The following is a 22,039-nucleotide window of genomic DNA, read 5'->3' as shown; positions in this document are numbered from 1 at the left end:
AGTTATCTCGGTAAGGTAATTGTTTGACTTAACACACCAACAGTTAACAGAGCCTGGTTATCGCAGGTACCATCTCCAAAGTTCAGTGAACCGGAAATAGTATTATAAGTGAACTGTTCAATACCTGATGAAATGTTGCGGCATGATCCTGCTTTTACAAGCGGTGTTGTAATGTTTACAGTAAGACTGTTGCCAGCAGAAGAAGTAGTGATGCCATTTCCTGTTACAGAAAAATTATCATCAGCAAATGTTACAGTGCCGGCTCCGCCTGTTTGTGCAAGTGTGTGTGTGCCTGTATAGGTGTACCAGGTTGTTCCATCGGGGTAAGTAAGTTTTCCGTTGCTTACCTGCCTGGTGAAATTTAATCCTGTACCACCATTGTTGGTGAAGTAGAGGGTTTCAGAAGTACCGCTTGCTATAGATAAAGCGATTGCATCTGCCGGCTTTGTATCAACAGCTTCTTTTACTTTATTGCAGGAAAAAAAGACGATGGTTATTGCTAGGGCTAATAAACCGGTTGTCTTCATGATTGTTGTTTTACTTTTCATAGTACTGATCTTTAAAAGAGGTTTGTCTGTGATTAAACAGGCAATTCATTATTGCCTAGGGTATGCACCGAAGCCTAAACGCTGAAATACGCTTCGGAATTGTTCTGACAGGTATTTTTTGCCCGGCTTTGGCTGTTTCCCGTCATCAGACTGAAGCAACAGGGATAGGTTTAAAGCACCGGTTGCTTTACAGAAGCGCCTGTAATTGTTTCAGAAAAGAGGCCGTATTGTAATTGGCCACACCTTCATGTTTAAATACAATTTTCCCTTCTTTATCAAGTATAATTGTAGTGGGCAGCGTACCACTGTATATAGCATCAGGTATATTTCCTGAATGTGTATACAAAGGAATAGTCAGTTTGTCTTTTTCAAGATAGGTAATGGCTTTTGCCCGGTCATCATCTTCATTGATAAACAGAAATACATAACGGTTATCCTTACCCAGTTTTTTATACAGTGCTTCCAGCGAAGGCATTTCAGCACGGCATGGGGCACACCAGGATGCCCAGAAATTTACAAGAACAACTTTCCCTTTTAAATCGGCAGTTGACATTGTTCTTCCTTCGGCATTGGTAAAAAGAAATGAACTGTTAGAGCTTTCATTCTTTGCAGTATCCTTTTTGATTTCTGCTTTAAATAACCCAACAGAAAACAAACGCTGCAGCATCCATGCTTTTGCATCGGGATTGAAGAACATCAGCAATACAAATGCAATGAGCAGAACATTCAGCCATTGGGCTTTTACGATACGGATAAGTTTAGTGCGGTCCATTTTTTTTGATTGATGCGTTTAATAACTGCTGTCATCCATTTTTACCTTCCCTCTGAATGTCCAGAATACAAATGTCGTATATGCTGCTACCAGTGGCACACCTATAGCTGCAATGGTTAACATGATGCCTAATGATTTTTGTGAGGATGACCCGTTATAAATGGTGATATTGAAAGCAGGGTCAATAGTTGAAAGTACAATGTTGGGAAACAGGTTGATGGTAACTGTGATTAATAACAACGCTGATGTTAATGCAGATGACAGAAAGGCTTTAAAGTAAACACCTTTTTCTAAAAGCCTTCTTGTATTAATAATGGTTAAGATGGTAAGAACCGGTACAATAAATAAATAAGGATTGGCCCTGAACTTATCTGCTGTTTGCGGCAGGTAAATTAAGGTTGCCATCGTTAATGTTACATAAGAAATTACAAAGAAGCGGCTGGTGTTCTTTGCCAGTATGATCAGTTTGGTGTGCAGCCTTTTCTCTGTTTTCATAATGAGATAAGTGGCTCCATGCATCATAAACAAAGCCAGTACTGTAACACCTGTAATCAATGCATACGGATTTAATAAATTAAAAAAACCTCCTTCATACTCAAAGTCTTTATTAATAGGAATACCCTGCATTACATTTCCCAGCACAATACCCAGCAGCAATGAAATCAATATACTTGCTGCAGAGTAAGTGATATCCCATGTCTTTCTCCACCATAACATTTTCTCCTTACTCCTGAATTCAATGGCAATCGCTCTCAGTATCAGTACCGTTAAAAATAACATGAATGGAATATAGAAGGCAGAGAAGATCGTTGCATACACTTCAGGAAATCCTGCGAACAAAGCACCACCTCCAATCACCAGCCACACTTCATTGCCATCCCAAACAGGACCAATTGCATTTAAGGCAATACGCCTGCTTTCTTCTTTCCTGAAAAACAAATGCAATGCACCTGCGCCTAAATCAAAGCCATCTAAAATAGCATAGCCGGTAAACACAGCTCCCACTACTAAAAACCACCAGATTGGATAATCGATACTTAAAAATGTTTGCATATTATTTCAGTATGGGGTTATTACGTTTGGAATAGTCAGGTATATCTTCATCAGCTATTTCATCAAACCCATGCTGTATTTTTTTATTCAACAGGTAAATAAATAATACAAAGAGCACAGAATAAATGAACGCAAATAAAATCAATGAAAATAATACCTGTTCTGCTTTTACTGATTTTGATAAAGCATCACTTGTTCTTAATAAACCGTACACCACCCATGGTTGCCTGCCCATTTCGGCAGAGAACCAACCAACCTGGTTTCCCAGCTGTGGCAATAAAACTGAAAAAGAGAAAACAAGCAACAGCCATTTATAGCTGAACAGTTTACCACGCCACCAGAGAAACACAGCAAACAATGTTAAGCCGATAATGATCATTCCAATGGCAACCATAATATGATATACCTGGAAAATAGCATTGACGTGTTTAGGCCGGTCATTAACAGGAAAGGCATTTAATCCTTTTACAGGAGTTGTAAAATCATTATGCAGTAAGAAAGAAAGTCCGCCGGGAATTTTTAATCCGCTTACTGTTTGTTTTTCCTGGTTCACTTTTCCAAACAGGTACATATCTCCAGCCTTCAGGCTATCATAATGTCCTTCAAACGCTGCCAGCTTTGCGGGCTGATTAACAGCAACTCCATTGGCAGAATGATGTCCGGTTACCAACTGCAGTAAACCTGAAACTGTTGCAACAATGAGCGCCATCTTAAATGCTTTCTTTGAAATTTCTACATGCCTGTTCCTGTATAAATAATACGCATGCACACTGAGCACTAAAAAAGAACCTGCTAAAAATGCTGCAACTAATACATGCGATAACCTGTCAACAGAAGATGGATTAAATACCATAGCCCAAAAATCAGTTACCTCTGCTCTTGCTTTTATTCCTTCGCCCACAATATGAAAACCGGCAGGTGTTTGCTGCCAGGAGTTGGCAACTACAATCCAGATGGCAGAAAACATCGAACCCAGTGCCACCATTATAGTAGAAAAGAAATGAACTTTGGTTGAAACCCTGTTCCATCCAAATAACAGCAATCCAAGAAACCCACTTTCTAAAGCAAATGCAAAAATGCCTTCGGCTGCCAATGCACTGCCGAAGATATCACCCACATATCTTGAGTAAGTTGCCCAGTTCGTGCCAAATTCAAATTCCATAACAATACCGGTGGCAACACCAATACCAAAGATGAGTGCAAAGATTTTGATCCAAAAGCGGGTCATGGTTTCATAAATCTTCAACCCTGTTTTTACATACATGCCTTCCATAAAAACCAGCATCACTCCAAGACCAATACTTAACGGCGGATAGATATAATGAAAGCTGATAGTAAAAGCAAACTGAATCCGGCTGAGTGTTTCAACATCCATACTTTTTATTTAGAACTGCCAGGAAGAATTTCTTTTCAATAATGATGTAAAGTTAGCCAGCGAATTGTAAAAATAGTAAAACGAGTTTTGAACAATCGTTTCAATTTGAACCATACCTGCATCTATTCACAGAAGAGTTTTCTTTTTTCAGATAGAGTTGTATATTTAAAGAATCCTGCCCTGTTTTAACTGCATCCACATTTTAACCAACTAACAAACAGATCAATGGCAGATAACCAAGATACTGGTGATGAATCATTTGAGCAACCGGTAAATACCCCTCCCGAAATTCCCCCTGAGGAAATCATTTCATCAACTTTACCCGATTCAGTAATTCCCAACAAAGAAACAGAAAATATGGAAGTACATCATCATGCCCACGACCCTGCTGCACCACATCACAAGAAAAACTGGAAATCTTATTTCTGGGAATTTTTAATGTTATTCCTTGCTGTGTCATTGGGAGCTTATGTAGAAAATCTCAGGGAAAGTATGCTGCATAAAAAAGAAATGAACACACAGTTGAACTCGATGTTATCCGACCTTCAATCAGATATCACTCTTTTTGATTCGGTAACAGACCGTAATAGTTATGGCGCTTTGATGGCCGATTCATTGGTTGAGATGCTGCACTCGGATATTACAAATACTTCTGAGATTTATTTTGCCGCCCGAACTGTTACTGCCAATCTTGGATATTATTATACCAACTCCAAGTCTTTTGACCAGCTTAAGACTGCAGGATTGCTCCGGTACATAAAAAACAAAGAATTGCTGGATAGTATCGGCACCTATTATGCATCTTTTCAGTGGCTGGTCAATCAGATAGACCTGTTGCGTTTGAAAATGGATGAAGTTCACAAAGGGAATACCCGGTTGTTTGACAGTTATGTTTTTCAGCAAATGACGATGAATATAAAAATTGCTTCTATTAGTGGTTTGGGTGGCCAAAGAACAGCTATCAGCAAACCTTTGGTAAAGCCATTGCTGCTTTCTGCTGATGTAAAGGATATAAACGCCGTATCGCTTAACTATCATTACTATTCCACTACCATTAAGTTTTATATCCGTAATGCTATTGCCCTTCAAAACCGGTCAAAAGGGCTTATTGAAATGATTAAAAAAGAATATTCCTTTAAATAAATCATGGAAGAAAACAAACCCATAACTACTCCGGAGGATGCAAAGCCGCCAAACAATGAACAACCGTTGAACACAGCTTCAACTGACGAAACCATTGTGCCTGCTGAAACAACTCTCGAAGCTGAGCAACCACAAACTATAAACTACAAACCTGAAACGGAAGAAATGGAAGTACATCATCATGCACACGACCCGTCAGCACCTCATCATAAAAAAAACTGGAAGTCCTATTTCTGGGAGTTTTTAATGTTGTTCCTGGCTGTGTTCTGTGGATTTTTAGCAGAGTACCAATTGGAGCATAAAATAGAAAGGGATAGAGAGAAACAATACATTCAATCCCTCCATAGTGACCTGGATGCAGACATTAACCGGCTTACTGCTATAGTACAATTAAGAAATGAAAGGGCCCTGATGCTGGACTCTTTCAGCGTGTTACTGAACAGCAAAAAAGCATTGTTGCACAGCAACGATTTATATTATTATAATTCATTTGCCACCCGTGGTGTGGCATTCCGTTTTACCCCAGTTGACGGCACCATGCAGCAATTAAAAAATGCAGGCAACCTCCGGCTTATCCGAAAAAATATTGTAAGCGACAGTATCATTTCTTATGATGTATCTGTACGGGCATTAATGTGGGGCACACAAGATGAAGAGGATATGATGGGCACCTATAGAAATATTGCCGAAGGTATTTTTGACGGTGTAGTGTTAAACAACATGAGGGATGATGATAATAATGTAAACCGTCCTGATTACAATCCTTCGTTACGCCTTTCAGATGATTCAAAACACAGACTGAATTACAGGATACACATGCTTACGGTTTTCAATAAAACCATGCGAAAGGAAGCAAGAAAGCTGCTGGCCCAGGCACAACAGCTAAGCGAATTGCTGAAAAAAGAATATCATCTAAAATAATTTATGGAAGAAAATAATCCTGAAGTTGAGCGAATAGAAATAACACCTTCAAGTGAAGCAGTTACTCCTTTGGAAGAAAATATTTTACCTGAGGAAGAAGCCAATACAACAAATGAACAATCTTCAACTATCAACTCTCAATTATCAACTGAACAAGAAATGGAAGTACACCACCATGCCCACGACCCTGCTGCACCACATCATAAGAAAAACTGGAAGTCTTATTTCTGGGAATTTTTAATGTTGTTTCTGGCGGTTTCACTTGGCTTTTTAGCTGAAAACCAAAGAGAACATTATATCGAAAATGAACGGATGCACCGCTTTTTGAAAAGTATGGTGCTTGATATTGAAAGCAATAAAGTTGTTCTTGATTCCGCCATAAGAGAAAACAGTAAAATGATTGTGGCCTACAACACGCTTGTTAATGAGTTAAATAATAGTTCTGCTACTTTTGATCGTGCCGCATTTGTACGTAAACATGGGGCAGTTTGGTATCGTGGCTTTATTAACAGAAATGAAACTTTTGAACAGATGAAAACATCCGGTTCACTGCGTTATATCAAAAACTTCAACCTTCTTACAGCCATTCTGGATTACCAGCGTAAATGCAATTTTGCCCAATACCGTACAGAGCATTTTGAACAAAAATATTATACCGAATTTTTCCTTCCTTCACTTTATAAAAACTATGATATTCCCTGCCTGCAAATGCTGGATACTGCCACTACCAACAACCCTTCCTTTATTACTGAGCAATTAATACATTCAGATATTCTTTCAGCAGCCGATGCAAAAAAATTCAGGGATGAAGTTGGAAGTGCTTTTCTTTTAAGACTGGAAAGGATGAGGGTATGTAATGTTGCATACCGCATTGCAAAAGATACGGGGAAAGAACTGATTACATTAATTGAAAAAGAAATTGATTAATAAATAATACTACTGAAATAAGAATTAATTGAATACTTGCATAAAGAATATCATCGGCATCAACCAAAACCATTACCATGCAACTGCAACCATCATTAACTGCCAGCTCAAAACGAATCGAATCCATTGATTTACTCCGTGGATTAGTGATGATCATTATGGCACTGGATCATACCCGTGATTTTTTTCATAAAGAAGCGTTCACCGGTGATCCGCTTGATCTTGCCACTACTACCCCTTTTCTGTATTTTACAAGATGGATCACCCATTTCTGTGCGCCCATTTTTGTTTTTCTTTCAGGACTTTCTGCCTGGTTGCAGAGCCAGCGGAAAACAAAAAAAGAACTCAGCCGCTTTTTAATTACCCGTGGGCTGTGGCTGATACTGATAGAAATAACACTGATCACTTTCGGTATTACCGGTGATATTCATTTTGAATTGATTGTGCTGCAAACCATCTGGTCCATCGGCATCAGTATGGTTATTCTGGGCCTGGTGATCTGGCTTCCCTTTTCCGTTATTCTTACACTGGGCTTATTGATAGTGTTAGGGCACAATACAATTGATTTTGCTGAAGCGGCCAGTCAGGGCAAAGTACCTGTATGGTGGAATTTTTTACACTTACCCACTGTTGTTCCTTTATGGGGTAATCATATGCTGGGTATCTTTTATCCTTTTCTTTCATGGGTGGGATTAATGATGCTGGGTTATTGCTGCGGTAAAATATTTACATCTGCTGAACCGCAACGCAGAAATAAAATTTTACTCGGCATTGGTACAGGTGCATTATTCTTATTTGTTGTTCTTCGCTTTATTGATCAATATGGCGATCCCGGTCATTGGGTAAAACAAAAAAATGCGGTGTATACCTTTCTTGATTTTATGGATGTACAGAAATATCCTCCTTCTCTTTTGTATACATGTGCCACCATTGGTGTTGCACTTATTTTTCTTGCCCTTGTAAAAAACAGCAGCAGCAGGCTGGCAAAAATAATTACGATCTATGGCCGGGTTCCTTTCTTTTATTACATCCTGCATTTTTATTTACTCAATCTTCTGCATGTAATTGTTTTTCTAGCCAGGGGGCATTCGTTTGCTGAAGGAATGAAAGGTTTCCCTCAGTTACCAATCAAGTTTACCATACCCGGTGAAGGATTTAGTTTATGGATGGTGTATGTTATATGGCTGGCAGTTGTTATTGTACTGTACCCATTATGTAAATGGTACGATACTTATAAAACAAATCATAAAGAAAAAAAGTGGCTGAGTTATTTATAACCCAATCAGAAAATATTCAGATTACATAAACAAACTAAATTTTAAACGATCATATAATGAGAAGAATACTATTGTTGTTTTTTATAAGCCTCTATGCAATTAGCATTCATGCGCAGCAATTGTATTTCCCCGATGCTGAATGGCAGATCAAAAAACCGGAAGATCTGAAGATGAATAAAGTGTTGCTCGACAGTGCCGTATCGCTTGCATTGAAAAGTGAAAACAAGGTTGAACGGGATTTACGAATTGCCAATATGAAATCCTACTCACGGGAGCCAGGTTATAAAATTGTGGGTCCAATGAAAGAAAGAGGCGGGCCTGCCGGGCTTGTAATTAAGAATGGATATATCGTTGCACAATGGGGTGATGTAAACCGGGTTGATATGACCTTCAGCGTTACTAAAAGCTATCTCTCCACTGTTGCAGGTTTAGCAGTCGACCAGGGTTTGATTAAAAATGTAAATGATAAAGTAAATCAATATGTGTGGGGCAATCTTTTTGAAGGGCCTCACAATGCAAAAGTTACCTGGGATCATTTGCTTACACAATCAAGTGACTGGAGTGGCAGCCTGTTTGGCTTAGATGATTGGGCCGATCGTCCACCAAGAGAAGGAACAATTGACGATTGGAAAAACCGCAAGCTGCTGGAACCGGGAACAAATTATGAATACAACGATGTTCGGGTAAATCTGCTTGCTTATTTATTGTTACAGGTTTGGCGCAAACCTTTACCTGTTGTGCTGAAAGAAAAGATCATGGATCCCATTGGCGCTTCCACAAAATGGCGTTGGTTTGGTTATGAAAATTCATTTGTGACCGTGGATGGACTGAGTATGCAATCGGTTAGCGGTGGCGGTCATCATGGTGGTGGTATTTTCATTAATACAATTGATCATGCAAGAGTTGGGTTGCTGTTTTTAAGAAATGGCAAATGGAAAAATCAACAGTTGCTTTCTGAAAAATGGGTAACGACTGTTCAACAACCATCAACAGCCAATAAAAATTACGGCTACCTGTGGTGGTTAAATACAGAACAGGGATGGAAAGGCATTTCTCCAAAAGTTTATTATGCGGCAGGTTTTGGTGGCAACTATATTATTGTTGATAAAGAACATGACCTTGTAGTCGTTGTCCGGTGGATGGATGACAGTAAAATAGCAGATGTACTGAGGTTGATCATACAATCAGCTGAGTTGAAATAATACCACATCATACTTAACCCAAAAACATGAACCCGATTTCAACAAAAGAAAACCTTAAACGAGAAATCGGAGTACGGTCACTTACACTGGCCATCATCAACATCACTGCAGGTTCAGGCATTTTTGTAATCCCGGCAATCATTGCTGAGGACTTAGGTGCTGCAGCTGTTGTTGCATATTTAGTTTGTGGGTTACTGATATTTTTAATCGGCCTCTGCTTTGCTGAAGTAGGCAGCAAAACAAGCGCAAGTGGCGGAGTTTACACTTATATTGAAACGGCCTTTGGACCTTATGCTGGTTTTTTAGCCAACAATATATTCTGGCTGGGTGGCTGCGTAGTATCAGATGCAGCCATTGCCAATGCATTAACAGATACATTGAAATACTTTTTCCCACTTTTTGAAAATGAATTGTTCCGTGCATTGTTTTTATTTCTTGTTTTTGGATTACTTACACTGCTGAATATCCGGAGTGTAAAAAATGGCGTACGGTTTATTGAATTTGCCACATTGGGAAAACTGATCCCGATGATTGCATTAGTTGTTGTGGGAGCAGGATTCATATCACCCAAAAATTTAGAATGGACAATCGCACCGGGTATCAGCAATATCGGTTCAGCTTCCCTGCTGCTGTTCTTTGCTTTCATTGGGCTTGAAGGTCCCCTCAGTAATGGCGGTGAAATAAAAAATCCAAAACGCACAGTGCCACTTGGAATCTTTTTAGGTGTTTCGGGGGTATTGCTATTGTACATAGCTATTCAATTGGTAACACAGGGTGCTCTCGGTGCAAACATTACAATACATAAAGATGCTCCCTTAGCTGCGGTAGCAAATATTGCTTTCGGCAAATGGGGGGCTATCATTATCATTGCTGCTACTGCCCTTTCCATGCTGGGAGCATTAGGTGGTGAAATACTTTCCATTCCACGTATATTATTTGCAGGTGCAAGAGATGGATTGATGCCGAAGCCACTGGCAAAAGTGCATCCACGTTTTTTTACACCACATATTGCCATTGCTTTTTATGCCGCCTTAGGTTTTCTATTAGCTGTTTCGGGAGGCTTTAAACAATTAGCAACGATTGCCAGTGCAGCTGTATTAATTATTTATCTCGGAGTAGTACTGGCAAGTATAAAACTCAGAAAAAAAGATACGGCATCAACTGAAAAAACATTTCGCATACCGGGAGGAGCTGTTGTTCCGTTGCTGGCTGCCTGCGGCATTATATGGTTACTGTCAAACTTAACCAGGCAGGAGCTCACAGGGATTGTCATTTTTATTTTACTGTTTTCACTTGCGTATTTAATGATGATACAGGTGAAGAAAAAAAACAATGGAAAATAACTGTGCGGCATTTAACCATGCCCGTTAAAAATAAAACCGATCAACATGAAACAATTACTTACCGCTTTTCTCATCATCCTTTCATTTACAGCTTTTGCTCAGTCAGGCATTGTATATGATATTGTACTGAAAGGTGGCCGGGTTATTGACCCCCGAAACAAAATTAGATGCCATTAAAAATGTAGGTATCCTCAACAACCGCATTGCACAGATCAGCAGTGAACCATTGCAGGGAAAACAAGTAATTGATGTAAGCGGATTAGTTGTAGCGCCCGGCTTTATTGATATGCATATACACGGCCGCAGTAATGTGGAACAGGAATACCAATTGCATGACGGTGTAACAACAGCTTTAGAATTGGAATGGGGCATTGAACATTTGGGTAAATGGTATGAATCCAGAAAAGGTAAAGCACTTATTAACTACGGCGCAAGTGTAAACTGGCCTTTTGAACGGTTTAAAGCATTCGGTAAATACCAAAACGCTGTAGATAGTTTATTGCAATTTACGCTGAAGGGAGAAGCAAATATTGGTGCAATGACCAACATTATTTTAAGGGCCGCAAATGAAGCTGTTTCACCTGAGGTAATGAATCAAACTTTGGCAAACATCAGGGCTTCGCTGGCGGAAGGTGGTATTGGAATTGGGGCACCCATTGGTTATTTGCCCAAAACAAATCCCAATGAAATGTTCCAGGTGTATAAACTGGCTGGTGAGTTGCAAGCCCTCGTGTTTTCGCATGTGAGACAACCGGATATTATTTCAATACAGGAAGCAATAGCCGTTGCAGTACTTACAGGAGCACCACTGCACATTGTTCATATCAACAGCATGTCGTTGGGAAATATCGGACTGTCGTTGGAGATGGTAAATGCTGTACGCAAAAATGGTTTTGATATCAGCACCGAATTGTATCCTTACACTGCCGGATCTACTTCGCTGCAAAGTGCCATGTTTGATGAAGGTTGGCAGCAACGACTGGGAATAAGCTACGGCGATCTGCAATGGGTGGCAACAGGCGAACGTCTTACGAAAGAAAAATTTGATGCTTATCGTAAAACAGGTGGAGTTGTGATTCTTCATGTAATGAAACCCGAATGGATTAAAACGGGCATTGCAGCTCCTGGTGTTACGATTGGTTCTGATGGAATGACTTATGCGAAACTTGCACATCCACGCACTGCCGGCACTTTTTCAAGAGTATTGGGTAAATATGTAAGAGAAGAAAAAGTGATTGATTTAATGACTGCTCTTGAAAAAATGACGCTGCTTCCTGCAAAACGTTTGGAAGGCATTGCCCCCATGATGCGCTTTAAAGGAAGGATACAGGTTGGTGCAGATGCTGACATTACCATTTTTAATCCCAACACAGTTATTGATAAAGCAACTTTTGAAAAAGGGTTAGAGTTTTCAGCAGGTATTGAATATGTATTAGTGAATGGAAGTTTTGTGTTGAAGAATGGCAAAACAGTAAACAATGTTTTTCCGGGGCAGGCGGTGTATGGAAAGTTTAAAAAGTAATACATGAAAAAAATAGCATTCCTTCTCACCTCAATTTTCTGCATAACATTGTTACAGGCTCAACAGTCAACAACCAATAATCACCAAGCCGTGCAACAAACCATTATTAAGATGTTTGATGCATTATCTAATCGGGATTCAGTTAGCCTTAAAACTTACAGCACAGCAGATATTACATTGTACGAATATGGCCAGGTATGGAACATCGATACACTTATATTGAAAGCTATTACACTGAACCAATCGGCAGATTTTAAACGTACCAATAGTTTTGAGTTCATCAATACCACAGCATATAAAACAATGGCTTGGGCTACTTATCGTCTTCAGTCAGTAATAATAAAAGATGGCAAACAGGCAACCGTACAATGGCTGGAAACAGTCGTTTTAGTGAAAGAAAGAAAACAGTGGAAGGTAAAACACCTTCATTCAACCCTTATTAAAAGAAGTTAAAATCAACCATTCTGAATTTCAGTGATAAAATCAATATGAATGTCATGAAAAAAATAATAGCCCTCTTTTGTTTTGTTGCAAGTATGCAAACTGTATTTGCCCAAGGGATCAATGTAGATTCCATACTCCAAAAAGTGGCTGTGGAAAAAGATGGCGATAAAAAATTTGATTTACTCATAAGCCTGATCGGTACAGAAATTAATAATAACCCCGAATGGTGTATTCAAACAGGGCTGAAAATATTGAATCAATCCAAAGGTGAAAGCAGTAACATTGAAAAAACGGTTGCTTATTCCTTTTTAGGGCAGGGTTACCGGCTGCTGGGAAACAGTATTAAAGCCCTCGATTACCACCATAAAGCCATTGTTACTGCAGAAAAAACCAATAACTTGTCTTTATTGGCTTTTGCAGAAAATCAGACAGCACATATTTACAGAGACAGGGAGGAATATGATAAGGCCAAAAGCATTTACCTGTCATCAGTAGCACATGCTGATAAAGGACACAATGAAACAATAAAAGCCTGGGCCCCGTCAAATCTGGGCGCCGTATATCTTGCTACCAATAGCTTAGATTCATCGCTGATGTATTCACAAAGGGCTTATGAAATTTTTGTGCGGCTAAAAATCATTTCCAATAATGGTTTTGTTTTTTCAAACCTTGGCGGCGTACATAGTAAATTGGGTAACGCCCAGCTTGCTGTTAGTTATTTTAATATGGCTATCAACCAAAACAAGGGCTCTTCTAATATCAGGTATCTCAATCTGCTATATAATGGTTTGGCAGAGCATTATCAGCGATTTAATCAAACCGACTCCTGCGCCTTCTATGCAAAAAAAGCTATTGCAGCGGTGAACAATACTTCTTTCTTTTACCTGAGCAGTAAACCGGCAAAACTGCTCACTGATATCTATGAAAAAACAAATTGCGACAGCACATTAAAATATGCAAAGGTTTTAAAAACTGCCAACGATTCGTTAACCACCAGCAAAACCAATCAGCAAATATTGTTAATGACCTTTGAAGAAGATCTGCGGCAGCAGGAAGCAGCGGCAGAACAAATAAAAGCAGAAGACGAACGTAAACAGAATATTCAATATGCCTTACTGGCCATAGGTATCATAGTTTTACTTACATTGTATTTATTACTGAGCCGCAGTTTTATTACCAACACCAAACTTATCGAATTCTTTGGTGTAATTGCCCTGCTGATTGTATTTGAATTTCTCAATCTATTGCTGCATCCTTTTTTAGAACGCATCACCCACCACTCTCCGGTGCTGATGTTGCTGGCCCTGGTTTGTATTGCAGCATTATTAGTACCGCTGCATCATAAAGTAGAAAAATGGGCTACGTCTAAACTGGTGGAGAAGAATAAACAGATACGGCTGGCAGCAGCAAAGAAAACGATTGAAGAATTGGGAAAAGAACAGGAACATCCTTTGCTTTTAAACTATTTCAATGAATCATCATGGAAACAAATTCATCCTCCACCAATCCACAACCAACACTTAAACGTGTACTTGGATTAAGCACAGGTATTTTGTTAGTTGCCGGAATGATGATTGGCTCAGGTGTGTTTAAGAAGATCATTCCCATGGCACAAACAGGGTTGAGTGAAGGATGGATCATTGCTGCATGGGTTGGTGCCGGCATCATCACCATGTTTGGTGCATTTACATTAGCGGGGCTTTCTTCGTTAACCGAAGAGTCAGGCGGTGTATATGAATACCTGCGTCTTTCATTTGGCAACTTTTTTTCCTTTCTTTTTGGCTGGACCGATTTCACCATTATGGGTTGTGCATCTGTTGCAGCGTTGGGTTTTATTTTTGCACAAACGGTGAATGTATTTATTCCCTTAGGCAATCCATTTCATTCACTGGAACATGTTTCCATTGCCGGTTTCGTATTTCCGTTTGCTGATGGAGGTATTAAATTATTAGCCATTACTGCTATCGCATTACTCACATGGGTCAATTACCGTGGCGTGCAAAATGGCGGGCTGGTGAATAATATTGTTACATCAGCAAAAATCATCGGTATTCTTTTACTCATCGTTCTGGGTCTCTCTTATTCTCCGGTAAAAGAAGCTGTGGTTGTTATAACTGAACCCGGCTTAACTCTGCACGGTACAGCTTTGCTCAGTGCAGTACTGGCGGCAATGCTCAGTGCATTCTGGGCTTACGATGGATGGAGTAATATTTCTTTCATCACCGGTGAATTAAAAAATCCAAAACGGAATATTCCCATTGCTATTATGAGCGGAGTGGCAATTGCCATGTTATTATATGTGCTGGTGAATTTTGCCTATATGAATGTGCTTTCACTGGAGAAACTGAGAGCAGTAGATCAAAGTAGAATTGGTGCAGCCGTTGTTGCAGAAACATTGCTGGGCAAAGTGGGTCAATCACTGATTGTTGTATTAATCATGATCTCTGTATTTGGAACGCTGAACGGAATTATTCTTGCACATGCAAGAATCTATTACCGTATGGCGCAGGAAAAATTCTTTTTTCAAAAAGCAGCAACAGTGCATCCTGTTTACCGTACTCCATCTGTTGCATTATTATATACAATGCTGTGGAGCTGTATACTGGTTATATCGGGCACTTTCGATATGCTTACCAATATGGTCATTTTTGCAGGTTTTCTTTTTTACAGTTTACTGGCACTTGCTTTGTTTAAAATGAAACGGAATGGAACGATTAAAGCAAAAGTGATTGGCTATCCTGTAATTCCTGCTGTCATCATGCTTTTTTCTATTGCCTTACTCATCAACACCGTTATTACTGAACCGAAACAATCACTCATTGGCCTGGGGCTTGTGCTGAGTGGTGTGTTCTTTTATTACTATTTCCGCAGCAAAAGCAAATAATATTTCAGAATAGTTTAGTATTTTTAAGAACAACTTCATTCAAAGCATTTCATCCTTTCTGCAAGAATGAGCAAAGACCAATCAACCAAACTATTATCATTTCTGCAGCCATTTGATGCAGACAAGAAAGAAATTATTTTGTGGCTCAGGGATTTTGCATGGGATTTATATCCCAAAACCAATGAATTGATTTACGATAACTATAATGCTGTTGCTATTGGCTGGTCGCCCACTGACCGGGTGGGACATATCTTCTGCAGTATTGCCATAGGAAGAACAAGTAAGAATATTCATTTCGGTTTTTATTGGGGAAGTGAGCTTTCTGATCCTGACAAAATTCTTCTCGGTAATGGAAACCAGTACCGTTACATTTTGGTTACAGATAAAAAAAGCTTTCCTAAAACTTACATGAAGAAATTAGTGAAAGAAGCTTACGCCATCTCCCTTGCAAAGGTGAAAGACAAATTACAGATCATTCACGGACAAACTATTGTAAAATCTATTTCAGAAAAGAAAAGGGAGTTAAAGAGTAAACAAGCGCCAAAGCAGGTGAAAAAGCAATAATACATCCACTCCTGCAGATCAATTTACTCAGAAACATAACGACTTGCTGAACAAAAGACTTTCCCCTGCATAATTTCCTCATCCTCAGCAAACGTATTTTCCCTCTTCCCCAGCCACCATTTTTGTTCTAATTTAGCAGCAAATCCAAAACCCGTGAAACGAGTTATTTCTCACATACTCCTCTTTCTGACCTTTTCTTTTGCAACTGCACAACCCTTAGTTGATACAATTGGCAAACTGGTTGAACAAAAAGAAAAAATTATTACTACTAATACCATCGTTAAAATTGAAAATCTTGGCTTTCGGGTGAATTCGCAATTAGCAGAATTACGCCCGACAATTTCTGCTGATGGCAACCTGTTGTTTTTTATCTGCGAAGGTCACCCTGATAATTCGCATGCCTATGAAGTAAATAATTCGCAGGACATCTGGTATTCTATCAGAGATACGCTGACTGGTAAATGGACTGATGCAGTTCACCTTGGCACACCTTTTAATACTGCAAACTACAATGCTGTGTACTGGATCTCTCCTGATAAAAACAGGATACTGTTACGCAATGCATTTGTAGATGGTGATTACTATGGCAATGGTGTTAGTATGAGTATTATGAAACCAGATGGACGATGGAGCAAACCGCAGATGCTGAAGATCAAAAACTACCTGAAGTATGATCGTGGTTTTCAATCAGGGGCTGCCATGTCGAGTGATGGACAGGCTTTGTTACTGTACATGAGTGAAGAATCAAAAAGTTATATCAATAAAATTTATGTGTGCTTTCCCGAAGCAGATGGAACATGGACAGAACCCAAAAGCTTAGGAAAAAAAATCAATCTTACCGGTTATAATCAAATCACTCCTTACTTAGCTTCTGATGGTGCAACACTTTATTTCAGCAGTAACAGGCCGGGTGGTTTAGGCGACCAGGATATCTGGATGACAAAACGTTTGGATAAAACATGGTTGAAATGGAGCGATCCTGTGAATCTTGGTGAACCCATAAACTCAGCAGATTTTGATGCCTTCTTTACTTTAGATGCAGGTGGTGAATATGCCTACCTCACCAGCAGTTTCAATTCATTGGGGCAAAGCGATATTGTTCGTGTGAAATTATTAGAGATTGAAAAACCTGATCCTGTTTTAATCGTAAGTGGCAATGTGTACAATGCAAAAACAAAGCAGCCACTCAGTGCAAATCTTATTTATGAAACATTACCTGATGGAGTGATTGCCGGTCAGGGATTATCAAGCCCCGGCGATGGTGCATTCCAGATTGTATTACCGTATGATAAAAATTATCTCATCCGTGCAACTGCCGATCATTTCTTTGCACAATCAGAAAACCTGAATCTTGATTCACTGATCAGGGCAGGTAACAGAACCATTCACAAAGATCTTTATCTAATGCCGATAGAAATTGGCCAGGTAGTTCGTTTAAACAATGTATTCTTTGATTTTGACAAGTGGGATCTTCGTCCGGAATCATTTATTGAATTGGGCAGAGTGGTTACGCTGCTGAAAGAAAATCCTTCCATTGAAATTGAATTAAGTGCACATACCGACAGCCGTGGTTCGGATGAATACAATATTAAACTCAGTGACAACCGTGCACGTTCGGCAGTAGAATATATAATCGCACAGGGCATCCCGGCAAACAGAATCATTCATCATGGCTATGGTGAAACCAAACCTGTGGCCACAAATGATACAGACGAAGGGAGACAATTAAACAGAAGAGTGGAGTTTAAAATATTGAAGAATTAGTACCCACTGTTTCAACGGTTGCTTTTGCAACTGACAACTTATAAAAAAACCGGAACAGTTTGTTCCGGTTTTTTATAAAGCTTCAAAAGATTTATTTCGCAGGCGCAGCTGCAGGCATGTCTGTATTCCAGATATCTCTGTGCATTTTCCATTTGCCATTTTCCTCTTTCCAGATAACAATAAATTTTCCTTTGTCGAAAGAAACTCCTTTGTCGCCCAGAATTTCATACGTACCTGTTTCAACAACAGCATCTTTTCCTCCCATAACTTCTTCTGTTGTTAATTTAATATCCCTGATGCCCATTTTATAACCACCGTTGAAAAAGGCAGTGATTGCCTGGGCACCGCACATGCGTGGCATATTCGATGGACTGATACAGGCATCACTTGTATAATGACTTACAAATGCAACAGAATCACCCGTTGAAAAATTACTACCGTAAGTACTGTTACTTGCTGCAATAGCTGCTTTCGCTGAATCAAGGCTAAAGGTGACCGTTTCCGTTTTTGTTACTGTTTCTGTATTACAGGAAATCAATAAAACAGAAAAAGCTAACACTGATAAGAAAGTTTGTTTCATTTTTTTAATTTTAGTTGGGTGAATATAGATGCATTAAACGGCTTGAATACTGCGGCTGGCGGGTATTTTCAGAAAACTGGTATTAAACACAATAATGGCGGTTTAAGACAGGGTTTTTTGAATAAACATCTGTTTGCAGTGAAAAAAAGGGAAATAAGCAGTAGCTTAGAATTAAATCATTTTTTTTGAACACACTTGCCATGAAATTGATTTTCATCTGCACACTTTTTTTCATTTCAAATTCCGGCGCAGCACAAAAAGGAACGATTGCAGTAAGCGGCAGCCTGTCAAAAAATGCAGATGTGCTGAATGTAAAAATGGGTACGCAATGGTTTGGAAAAATCTGGAAGTTCCGTTTTGGTGACTATGAAGTAGTATCAAGCAAACTAAACTGGACAACGGCCAGCAACAAGGCGTCACTTTTCAATCGAAAAACAGAAAGTACTACAACGGAAAAATTTTCATTCCTGCTAACCAACCATTCAGCCGACACAGCAAGGGTAAATGCAGCACGCAGAATAAAGGTAAACGGGTTGCGTGAAATTGAAATCCTTCCGCATTTTTCTATTGGCAGTGATGAATTACTTTCTGAATCAGGAAACTTCACGGCCTTTATCAACATCAATGAAGACACTGCTAACACATGGGCTCTATTCTTGAGTGTTTTCAGGACTAATGTAGAAGATAAATATTATGATGCATTTCTTACCAATGGCGAACGGAGAATCCTGATTCTTCCGGTTACATCCAATGACAACCGTTCTATCCCCTCTCTTGGTTATGAGTTTCAGGAAAATGGAGAGCCGCTTTGTGCAGTTCAATATTATGGTGGTGGTGCGATGGGTACAAATAAAAATATCATCTGGCTCAGCAAATCCATTGATAAGGATATGAAAATGATCCTTGCTGCAGCAATGACATCATTGTTACAGATAAAAGCAGCCTCACCGAGTCCTGGCTTATAAGTTGATTCCGGTTTTTTCTTAAATACTGGCAGAATTGTTAATCTTCTCTTTTCCTGTTCTCATTGCATCTACTTTTCAAATATCTTTAGCCATATAAATCAACATTGGTATGAAACCTGTTTTATTTCTTTTTTCTTTCCTTCTACTATCTGTTCTTTCTTATGCACAAAACTTTGCTGAGGTGGAGCAACTGATGCTGAACAATCAAAATTATTAGGTGATGATCAGGTATTAATGATTTATAAAGATGGAAAGATCGCTTACCAGAAAACATTAGGAGATTTTCGCCCCAATATACAGGCACCGATTGGTGAAAGCAGTCAATGGTTAACAGCGGCGTTGGTTATGATATTAGTGGATGAAGGCAAATTGAAACTGGATGACAATGTTGGTAAGTATCTGCCCATTTTTCCTAAATGGATGAAAGGTTACATTACTATCCGGAATTGTTTGAGTCATACTTCAGGAATTGAAGCCGATAAAACAGGTGCAGGTAAACTGTTTCAGAAAAAAAGTTTTTCAACCCTTGAAGAAGAAGTGAATTACTATGCAGAGAAAAGAGATATCGCCAATAACCCCGGCGCTTGGTTTCAGTACAACGAGATGGGGCCAAATATCGTTGGCCGTGTACTGGAAGTAATCACCAAAAAGAAATTCGACAGGTTAATCCAGGAGAAATTGTTACGTCCGCTTAATATGCGTTTTACAACATTCAGCAATTATACTTCAGCAATGAGCCCGGCTGATGGTGCCAAATCAACTGCCACCGAATACATGAATTTTTTATCCATGCTGCTGAATAAAGGGAAGTTCAACGGCAAACAAATCATCAGTGAGTCTTCAGTTGCAGAAATGATGAAACTGCAAACAGGATCCGCATTGAATAAATACACCCCTCCTTTCATGAGTGGTTTCAATTACGGATTAGGAACATGGTTAGAAACAAAAGATGGAACAGTGGTGAATTGTGTTTCGCAAAACAGCCCCTTTGTATGGATTGATTATTGCCGCGGCTATGCCTGTATCATTTTATCAAAAAAAGAACGGGATATACAGAAAAGGGAATTGTATAATCAATTCAAAGCAGCCGTTGACAACCAATTTATCTGTAAATGATGAAACTCCTTTTTATTTTGCGAATACTTTCAAACATTTACCATGTACGAACATAAAAAAACAACCGCTTGCTCCAAAGGAAGTCTTTTACAAACGTGTAGCTTGGAGTATTTTTCTTGCAACTGTTATTTTAATCGTTTGCCTGTTTATTGGTATTCTCGGTTACCATTACAGCGACAACATTCCCTGGCTGGATGCGTTGCACAATGCCTCCATGATTTTAAGTGGTATGGGGCCGGTGGTAGCAATTACTTCAGATGCAGGTAAATGGTTTTCTTCGTTCTATGCCTTATTCAGCGGAGTTGTTTTTATTACTAATATCGGTTTGATATTGGCACCTGCATTACATCGCCTGATACACAGCCTGCATGTAGAAGATAAAAATTAGATTAATAATTTAGCAACACTTTCAGCTTACTCCAGAGTTAATACTTTGTCTTTGCATAACAATATTGATCAATATACCAGCATCATTAAACAAACTGCCGCAGAGCTTGGCTTTGCCTATTGCGGTATTGCCAAAGCAGAGAAACTTGATGACGATGCACGGCGGCTGGAAACATGGTTAAACAAAGGCATGAACGGAACCATGCAGTACATGGAAAATCATTTTGACCTGAGGGTTGATCCTGCAAAGCTGGTACCCGGGGCAAAAAGTGTGATTACACTGATGCTGAATTATTATCCTTCATCAAAACAACAGGATGATGCACCAAAGATTTCGAAATATGCTTACGGAAAAGATTATCATGAAGTGATCCGTAATAAACTGCATGAACTCATTGCATCACTTAAAACTACTATCGGCGATATTAACGGAAGAGGATTTGTTGACAGCGCTCCCGTGCTTGAACGTGCTTGGGCCCAACGGAGTGGCTTGGGATGGATAGGTAAGAATGGGAATTTGATTACTAAACAAAGTGGTTCCTTCTTTTTTATTGCAACTTTAATTTGCGATTTAGAATTAGAAGCTGATTCACCATTTGCAAAAGACTATTGCGGCAGTTGCACAAGATGTGTGGATGAATGCCCGACAGATGCAATCCTTCCTGGCAAAATTATTGACGGCAGTAAATGTATTTCTTACTTCACAATAGAATTAAAAGATGCTTTGATTGATGAAAGCATGAAAGGAAAATTCGATAGCTGGATGTTTGGCTGTGATGTATGCCAGGATGTATGCCCATGGAACCGCTTTAGCAAAACAACAACAGAAGCCAGCTTTACCCCTGTTCCTGAAATTTTAAACCTGTCAACTAAAGAATGGCAAGAAATGAGTGAAGAAGCGTTTAAACAAGTCTTCAAACACTCAGCATTGAAGCGTACAAAGTTTACAGGCATTAAACGGAATCTGAAATTTATCACTGGAAAATAGAAGTGGCGTAACTCTCTCTTAAAACTTATACCCGATTCTGAACAGGATGCGGTTCATTGTGTAATCCATTGTGCGTTTTGTCATAACGGAAGTTGTTCCGTTCCAGACCGATTCATCATAGATTTCTGTAATTGTTTTTGTACTGTAGCCAAGTGTTGTAAAAATTCCCCTGTGCTTACTGTTAAACAATGTATATCCAAAACCCAAATCGGTATAAATTCCATTTTTGAATACACCGGGGGAAGGGCTCCACCCCCACCAGCC

Annotated in this window: 21 protein-coding genes; 16 read left to right on the top strand and 5 right to left on the bottom strand. The window is 39.3% G+C overall.

Going from position 1 to position 22,039, the window contains the following annotated elements:
* Positions 1-2: 2 nt before the first annotated feature.
* The 4 genes from IPK31_14440 to IPK31_14425 all read right to left on the bottom strand — a co-directional run bounded on the left by IPK31_14440 (position 3) and on the right by IPK31_14425 (position 3,748).
* Positions 3-548, bottom strand: a complete 546-nt coding sequence (locus IPK31_14440) for a hypothetical protein (protein MBK8089035.1) — start codon at positions 546-548, stop codon at positions 3-5.
* Positions 549-735: 187 nt separating this feature from the next.
* A complete protein-coding gene (locus IPK31_14435; protein MBK8089034.1) occupies positions 736-1,320 on the bottom strand; it encodes a TlpA family protein disulfide reductase in 585 nt (194 codons plus the stop codon).
* A gap of 18 nt (positions 1,321-1,338) precedes the next feature.
* Positions 1,339-2,373: a cytochrome d ubiquinol oxidase subunit II gene (gene cydB / locus IPK31_14430; protein ID MBK8089033.1), complete on the bottom strand. Its 1,035-nt coding sequence runs from the start codon at positions 2,371-2,373 to the stop codon at positions 1,339-1,341.
* A 1-nt stretch (position 2,374) separates the two neighbouring features.
* The gene (locus tag IPK31_14425) at positions 2,375-3,748 is read right to left on the bottom strand and encodes a cytochrome ubiquinol oxidase subunit I (protein ID MBK8089032.1); all 1,374 of its coding nucleotides are present in this window, start codon (positions 3,746-3,748) and stop codon (positions 2,375-2,377) included.
* A 225-nt stretch (positions 3,749-3,973) separates the two neighbouring features.
* Between IPK31_14425 and IPK31_14420 the strand changes: the two genes are divergently transcribed.
* The 12 genes from IPK31_14420 to IPK31_14365 all read left to right on the top strand — a co-directional run bounded on the left by IPK31_14420 (position 3,974) and on the right by IPK31_14365 (position 17,739).
* Positions 3,974-4,891, top strand: a complete 918-nt coding sequence (locus IPK31_14420) for a hypothetical protein (GenBank protein MBK8089031.1) — start codon at positions 3,974-3,976, stop codon at positions 4,889-4,891.
* 3 nt (positions 4,892-4,894) lie between these two features.
* Positions 4,895-5,812 (top strand): hypothetical protein, encoded by a 918-nt coding sequence (locus IPK31_14415; protein ID MBK8089030.1) that lies wholly within the window; start codon positions 4,895-4,897, stop codon positions 5,810-5,812.
* A 3-nt stretch (positions 5,813-5,815) separates the two neighbouring features.
* Positions 5,816-6,739, top strand: a complete 924-nt coding sequence (locus IPK31_14410; GenBank protein MBK8089029.1) for a hypothetical protein — start codon at positions 5,816-5,818, stop codon at positions 6,737-6,739.
* Positions 6,740-6,816: 77 nt separating this feature from the next.
* Positions 6,817-8,016: a DUF1624 domain-containing protein gene (locus IPK31_14405; GenBank protein MBK8089028.1), complete on the top strand. Its 1,200-nt coding sequence runs from the start codon at positions 6,817-6,819 to the stop codon at positions 8,014-8,016.
* Positions 8,017-8,072: 56 nt separating this feature from the next.
* Positions 8,073-9,218: a serine hydrolase gene (locus IPK31_14400; GenBank protein MBK8089027.1), complete on the top strand. Its 1,146-nt coding sequence runs from the start codon at positions 8,073-8,075 to the stop codon at positions 9,216-9,218.
* A 26-nt stretch (positions 9,219-9,244) separates the two neighbouring features.
* Positions 9,245-10,561 (top strand): amino acid permease, encoded by a 1,317-nt coding sequence (locus tag IPK31_14395; GenBank protein MBK8089026.1) that lies wholly within the window; start codon positions 9,245-9,247, stop codon positions 10,559-10,561.
* A gap of 133 nt (positions 10,562-10,694) precedes the next feature.
* Entirely contained in the window at positions 10,695-12,083 is a 1,389-nt protein-coding gene (locus tag IPK31_14390; GenBank protein MBK8089025.1) for an amidohydrolase family protein, read from the top strand.
* Between the two features lie 3 nt (positions 12,084-12,086).
* Positions 12,087-12,536: a nuclear transport factor 2 family protein gene (locus IPK31_14385; protein ID MBK8089024.1), complete on the top strand. Its 450-nt coding sequence runs from the start codon at positions 12,087-12,089 to the stop codon at positions 12,534-12,536.
* A 44-nt stretch (positions 12,537-12,580) separates the two neighbouring features.
* Positions 12,581-14,068, top strand: coding sequence for a tetratricopeptide repeat protein (locus IPK31_14380; GenBank protein MBK8089023.1), 1,488 nt, complete (start codon positions 12,581-12,583; stop codon positions 14,066-14,068).
* The gene (locus IPK31_14375; GenBank protein MBK8089022.1) at positions 14,008-15,411 is read left to right on the top strand and encodes an amino acid permease; all 1,404 of its coding nucleotides are present in this window, start codon (positions 14,008-14,010) and stop codon (positions 15,409-15,411) included. The genes IPK31_14380 and IPK31_14375 overlap by 61 nt, the downstream gene beginning before the upstream one ends.
* A gap of 66 nt (positions 15,412-15,477) precedes the next feature.
* Positions 15,478-15,975, top strand: coding sequence for a hypothetical protein (locus IPK31_14370; protein MBK8089021.1), 498 nt, complete (start codon positions 15,478-15,480; stop codon positions 15,973-15,975).
* Positions 15,976-16,128: 153 nt separating this feature from the next.
* Positions 16,129-17,739: an OmpA family protein gene (locus tag IPK31_14365; GenBank protein ID MBK8089020.1), complete on the top strand. Its 1,611-nt coding sequence runs from the start codon at positions 16,129-16,131 to the stop codon at positions 17,737-17,739.
* 91 nt (positions 17,740-17,830) lie between these two features.
* On the opposite strand, the gene IPK31_14360 is transcribed toward IPK31_14365, so the two are convergent.
* Complete coding sequence (locus IPK31_14360) at positions 17,831-18,319, bottom strand: DUF4440 domain-containing protein (GenBank protein ID MBK8089019.1); 489 nt, start codon at positions 18,317-18,319, stop codon at positions 17,831-17,833.
* A 200-nt stretch (positions 18,320-18,519) separates the two neighbouring features.
* On the opposite strand from IPK31_14360, the gene IPK31_14355 reads away from it, so the two are divergent.
* The 4 genes from IPK31_14355 (at position 18,520) to queG (ending at position 21,775) form a co-directional block, all read left to right on the top strand.
* Positions 18,520-19,284: a hypothetical protein gene (locus tag IPK31_14355; protein MBK8089018.1), complete on the top strand. Its 765-nt coding sequence runs from the start codon at positions 18,520-18,522 to the stop codon at positions 19,282-19,284.
* Positions 19,285-19,518: 234 nt separating this feature from the next.
* On the top strand, positions 19,519-20,400 hold the full coding sequence (locus tag IPK31_14350; protein ID MBK8089017.1) for a beta-lactamase family protein: 882 nt from the start codon (positions 19,519-19,521) through the stop codon (positions 20,398-20,400).
* Complete coding sequence (locus IPK31_14345; GenBank protein ID MBK8089016.1) at positions 20,375-20,788, top strand: hypothetical protein; 414 nt, start codon at positions 20,375-20,377, stop codon at positions 20,786-20,788. Before IPK31_14350 ends, IPK31_14345 begins: the two co-directional genes overlap by 26 nt.
* 51 nt (positions 20,789-20,839) lie before the next feature.
* Positions 20,840-21,775: a tRNA epoxyqueuosine(34) reductase QueG gene (gene queG, locus IPK31_14340; GenBank protein ID MBK8089015.1), complete on the top strand. Its 936-nt coding sequence runs from the start codon at positions 20,840-20,842 to the stop codon at positions 21,773-21,775.
* Positions 21,776-22,039: the final 264 nt, after the last annotated feature.

This window comes from Chitinophagaceae bacterium, from assembly GCA_016713085.1.
In the GTDB taxonomy this organism is placed as follows: Bacteria; Bacteroidota; Bacteroidia; order Chitinophagales; family Chitinophagaceae; genus Lacibacter.
The sequence above is the reverse complement of the archived record's forward strand: the minus strand, read 5'-3'. Positions and strand labels throughout refer to the sequence as shown.

Coding starts and splice junctions, on each gene's coding strand:
- IPK31_14440 (MBK8089035.1), bottom strand. CDS start 548: ATGAAAAGTAAAACAACAATCATGAAGACAACCGGTTTATTAGCCCTA.
- IPK31_14435 (MBK8089034.1), bottom strand. CDS start 1,320: ATGGACCGCACTAAACTTATCCGTATCGTAAAAGCCCAATGGCTGAAT.
- cydB (MBK8089033.1), bottom strand. CDS start 2,373: ATGCAAACATTTTTAAGTATCGATTATCCAATCTGGTGGTTTTTAGTA.
- IPK31_14425 (MBK8089032.1), bottom strand. CDS start 3,748: ATGGATGTTGAAACACTCAGCCGGATTCAGTTTGCTTTTACTATCAGC.
- IPK31_14420 (MBK8089031.1), top strand. CDS start 3,974: ATGGCAGATAACCAAGATACTGGTGATGAATCATTTGAGCAACCGGTA.
- IPK31_14415 (MBK8089030.1), top strand. CDS start 4,895: ATGGAAGAAAACAAACCCATAACTACTCCGGAGGATGCAAAGCCGCCA.
- IPK31_14410 (MBK8089029.1), top strand. CDS start 5,816: ATGGAAGAAAATAATCCTGAAGTTGAGCGAATAGAAATAACACCTTCA.
- IPK31_14405 (MBK8089028.1), top strand. CDS start 6,817: ATGCAACTGCAACCATCATTAACTGCCAGCTCAAAACGAATCGAATCC.
- IPK31_14400 (MBK8089027.1), top strand. CDS start 8,073: ATGAGAAGAATACTATTGTTGTTTTTTATAAGCCTCTATGCAATTAGC.
- IPK31_14395 (MBK8089026.1), top strand. CDS start 9,245: ATGAACCCGATTTCAACAAAAGAAAACCTTAAACGAGAAATCGGAGTA.
- IPK31_14385 (MBK8089024.1), top strand. CDS start 12,087: ATGAAAAAAATAGCATTCCTTCTCACCTCAATTTTCTGCATAACATTG.
- IPK31_14380 (MBK8089023.1), top strand. CDS start 12,581: ATGAAAAAAATAATAGCCCTCTTTTGTTTTGTTGCAAGTATGCAAACT.
- IPK31_14375 (MBK8089022.1), top strand. CDS start 14,008: ATGGAAACAAATTCATCCTCCACCAATCCACAACCAACACTTAAACGT.
- IPK31_14370 (MBK8089021.1), top strand. CDS start 15,478: ATGAGCAAAGACCAATCAACCAAACTATTATCATTTCTGCAGCCATTT.
- IPK31_14360 (MBK8089019.1), bottom strand. CDS start 18,319: ATGAAACAAACTTTCTTATCAGTGTTAGCTTTTTCTGTTTTATTGATT.
- IPK31_14355 (MBK8089018.1), top strand. CDS start 18,520: ATGAAATTGATTTTCATCTGCACACTTTTTTTCATTTCAAATTCCGGC.
- IPK31_14350 (MBK8089017.1), top strand. CDS start 19,519: ATGATTTATAAAGATGGAAAGATCGCTTACCAGAAAACATTAGGAGAT.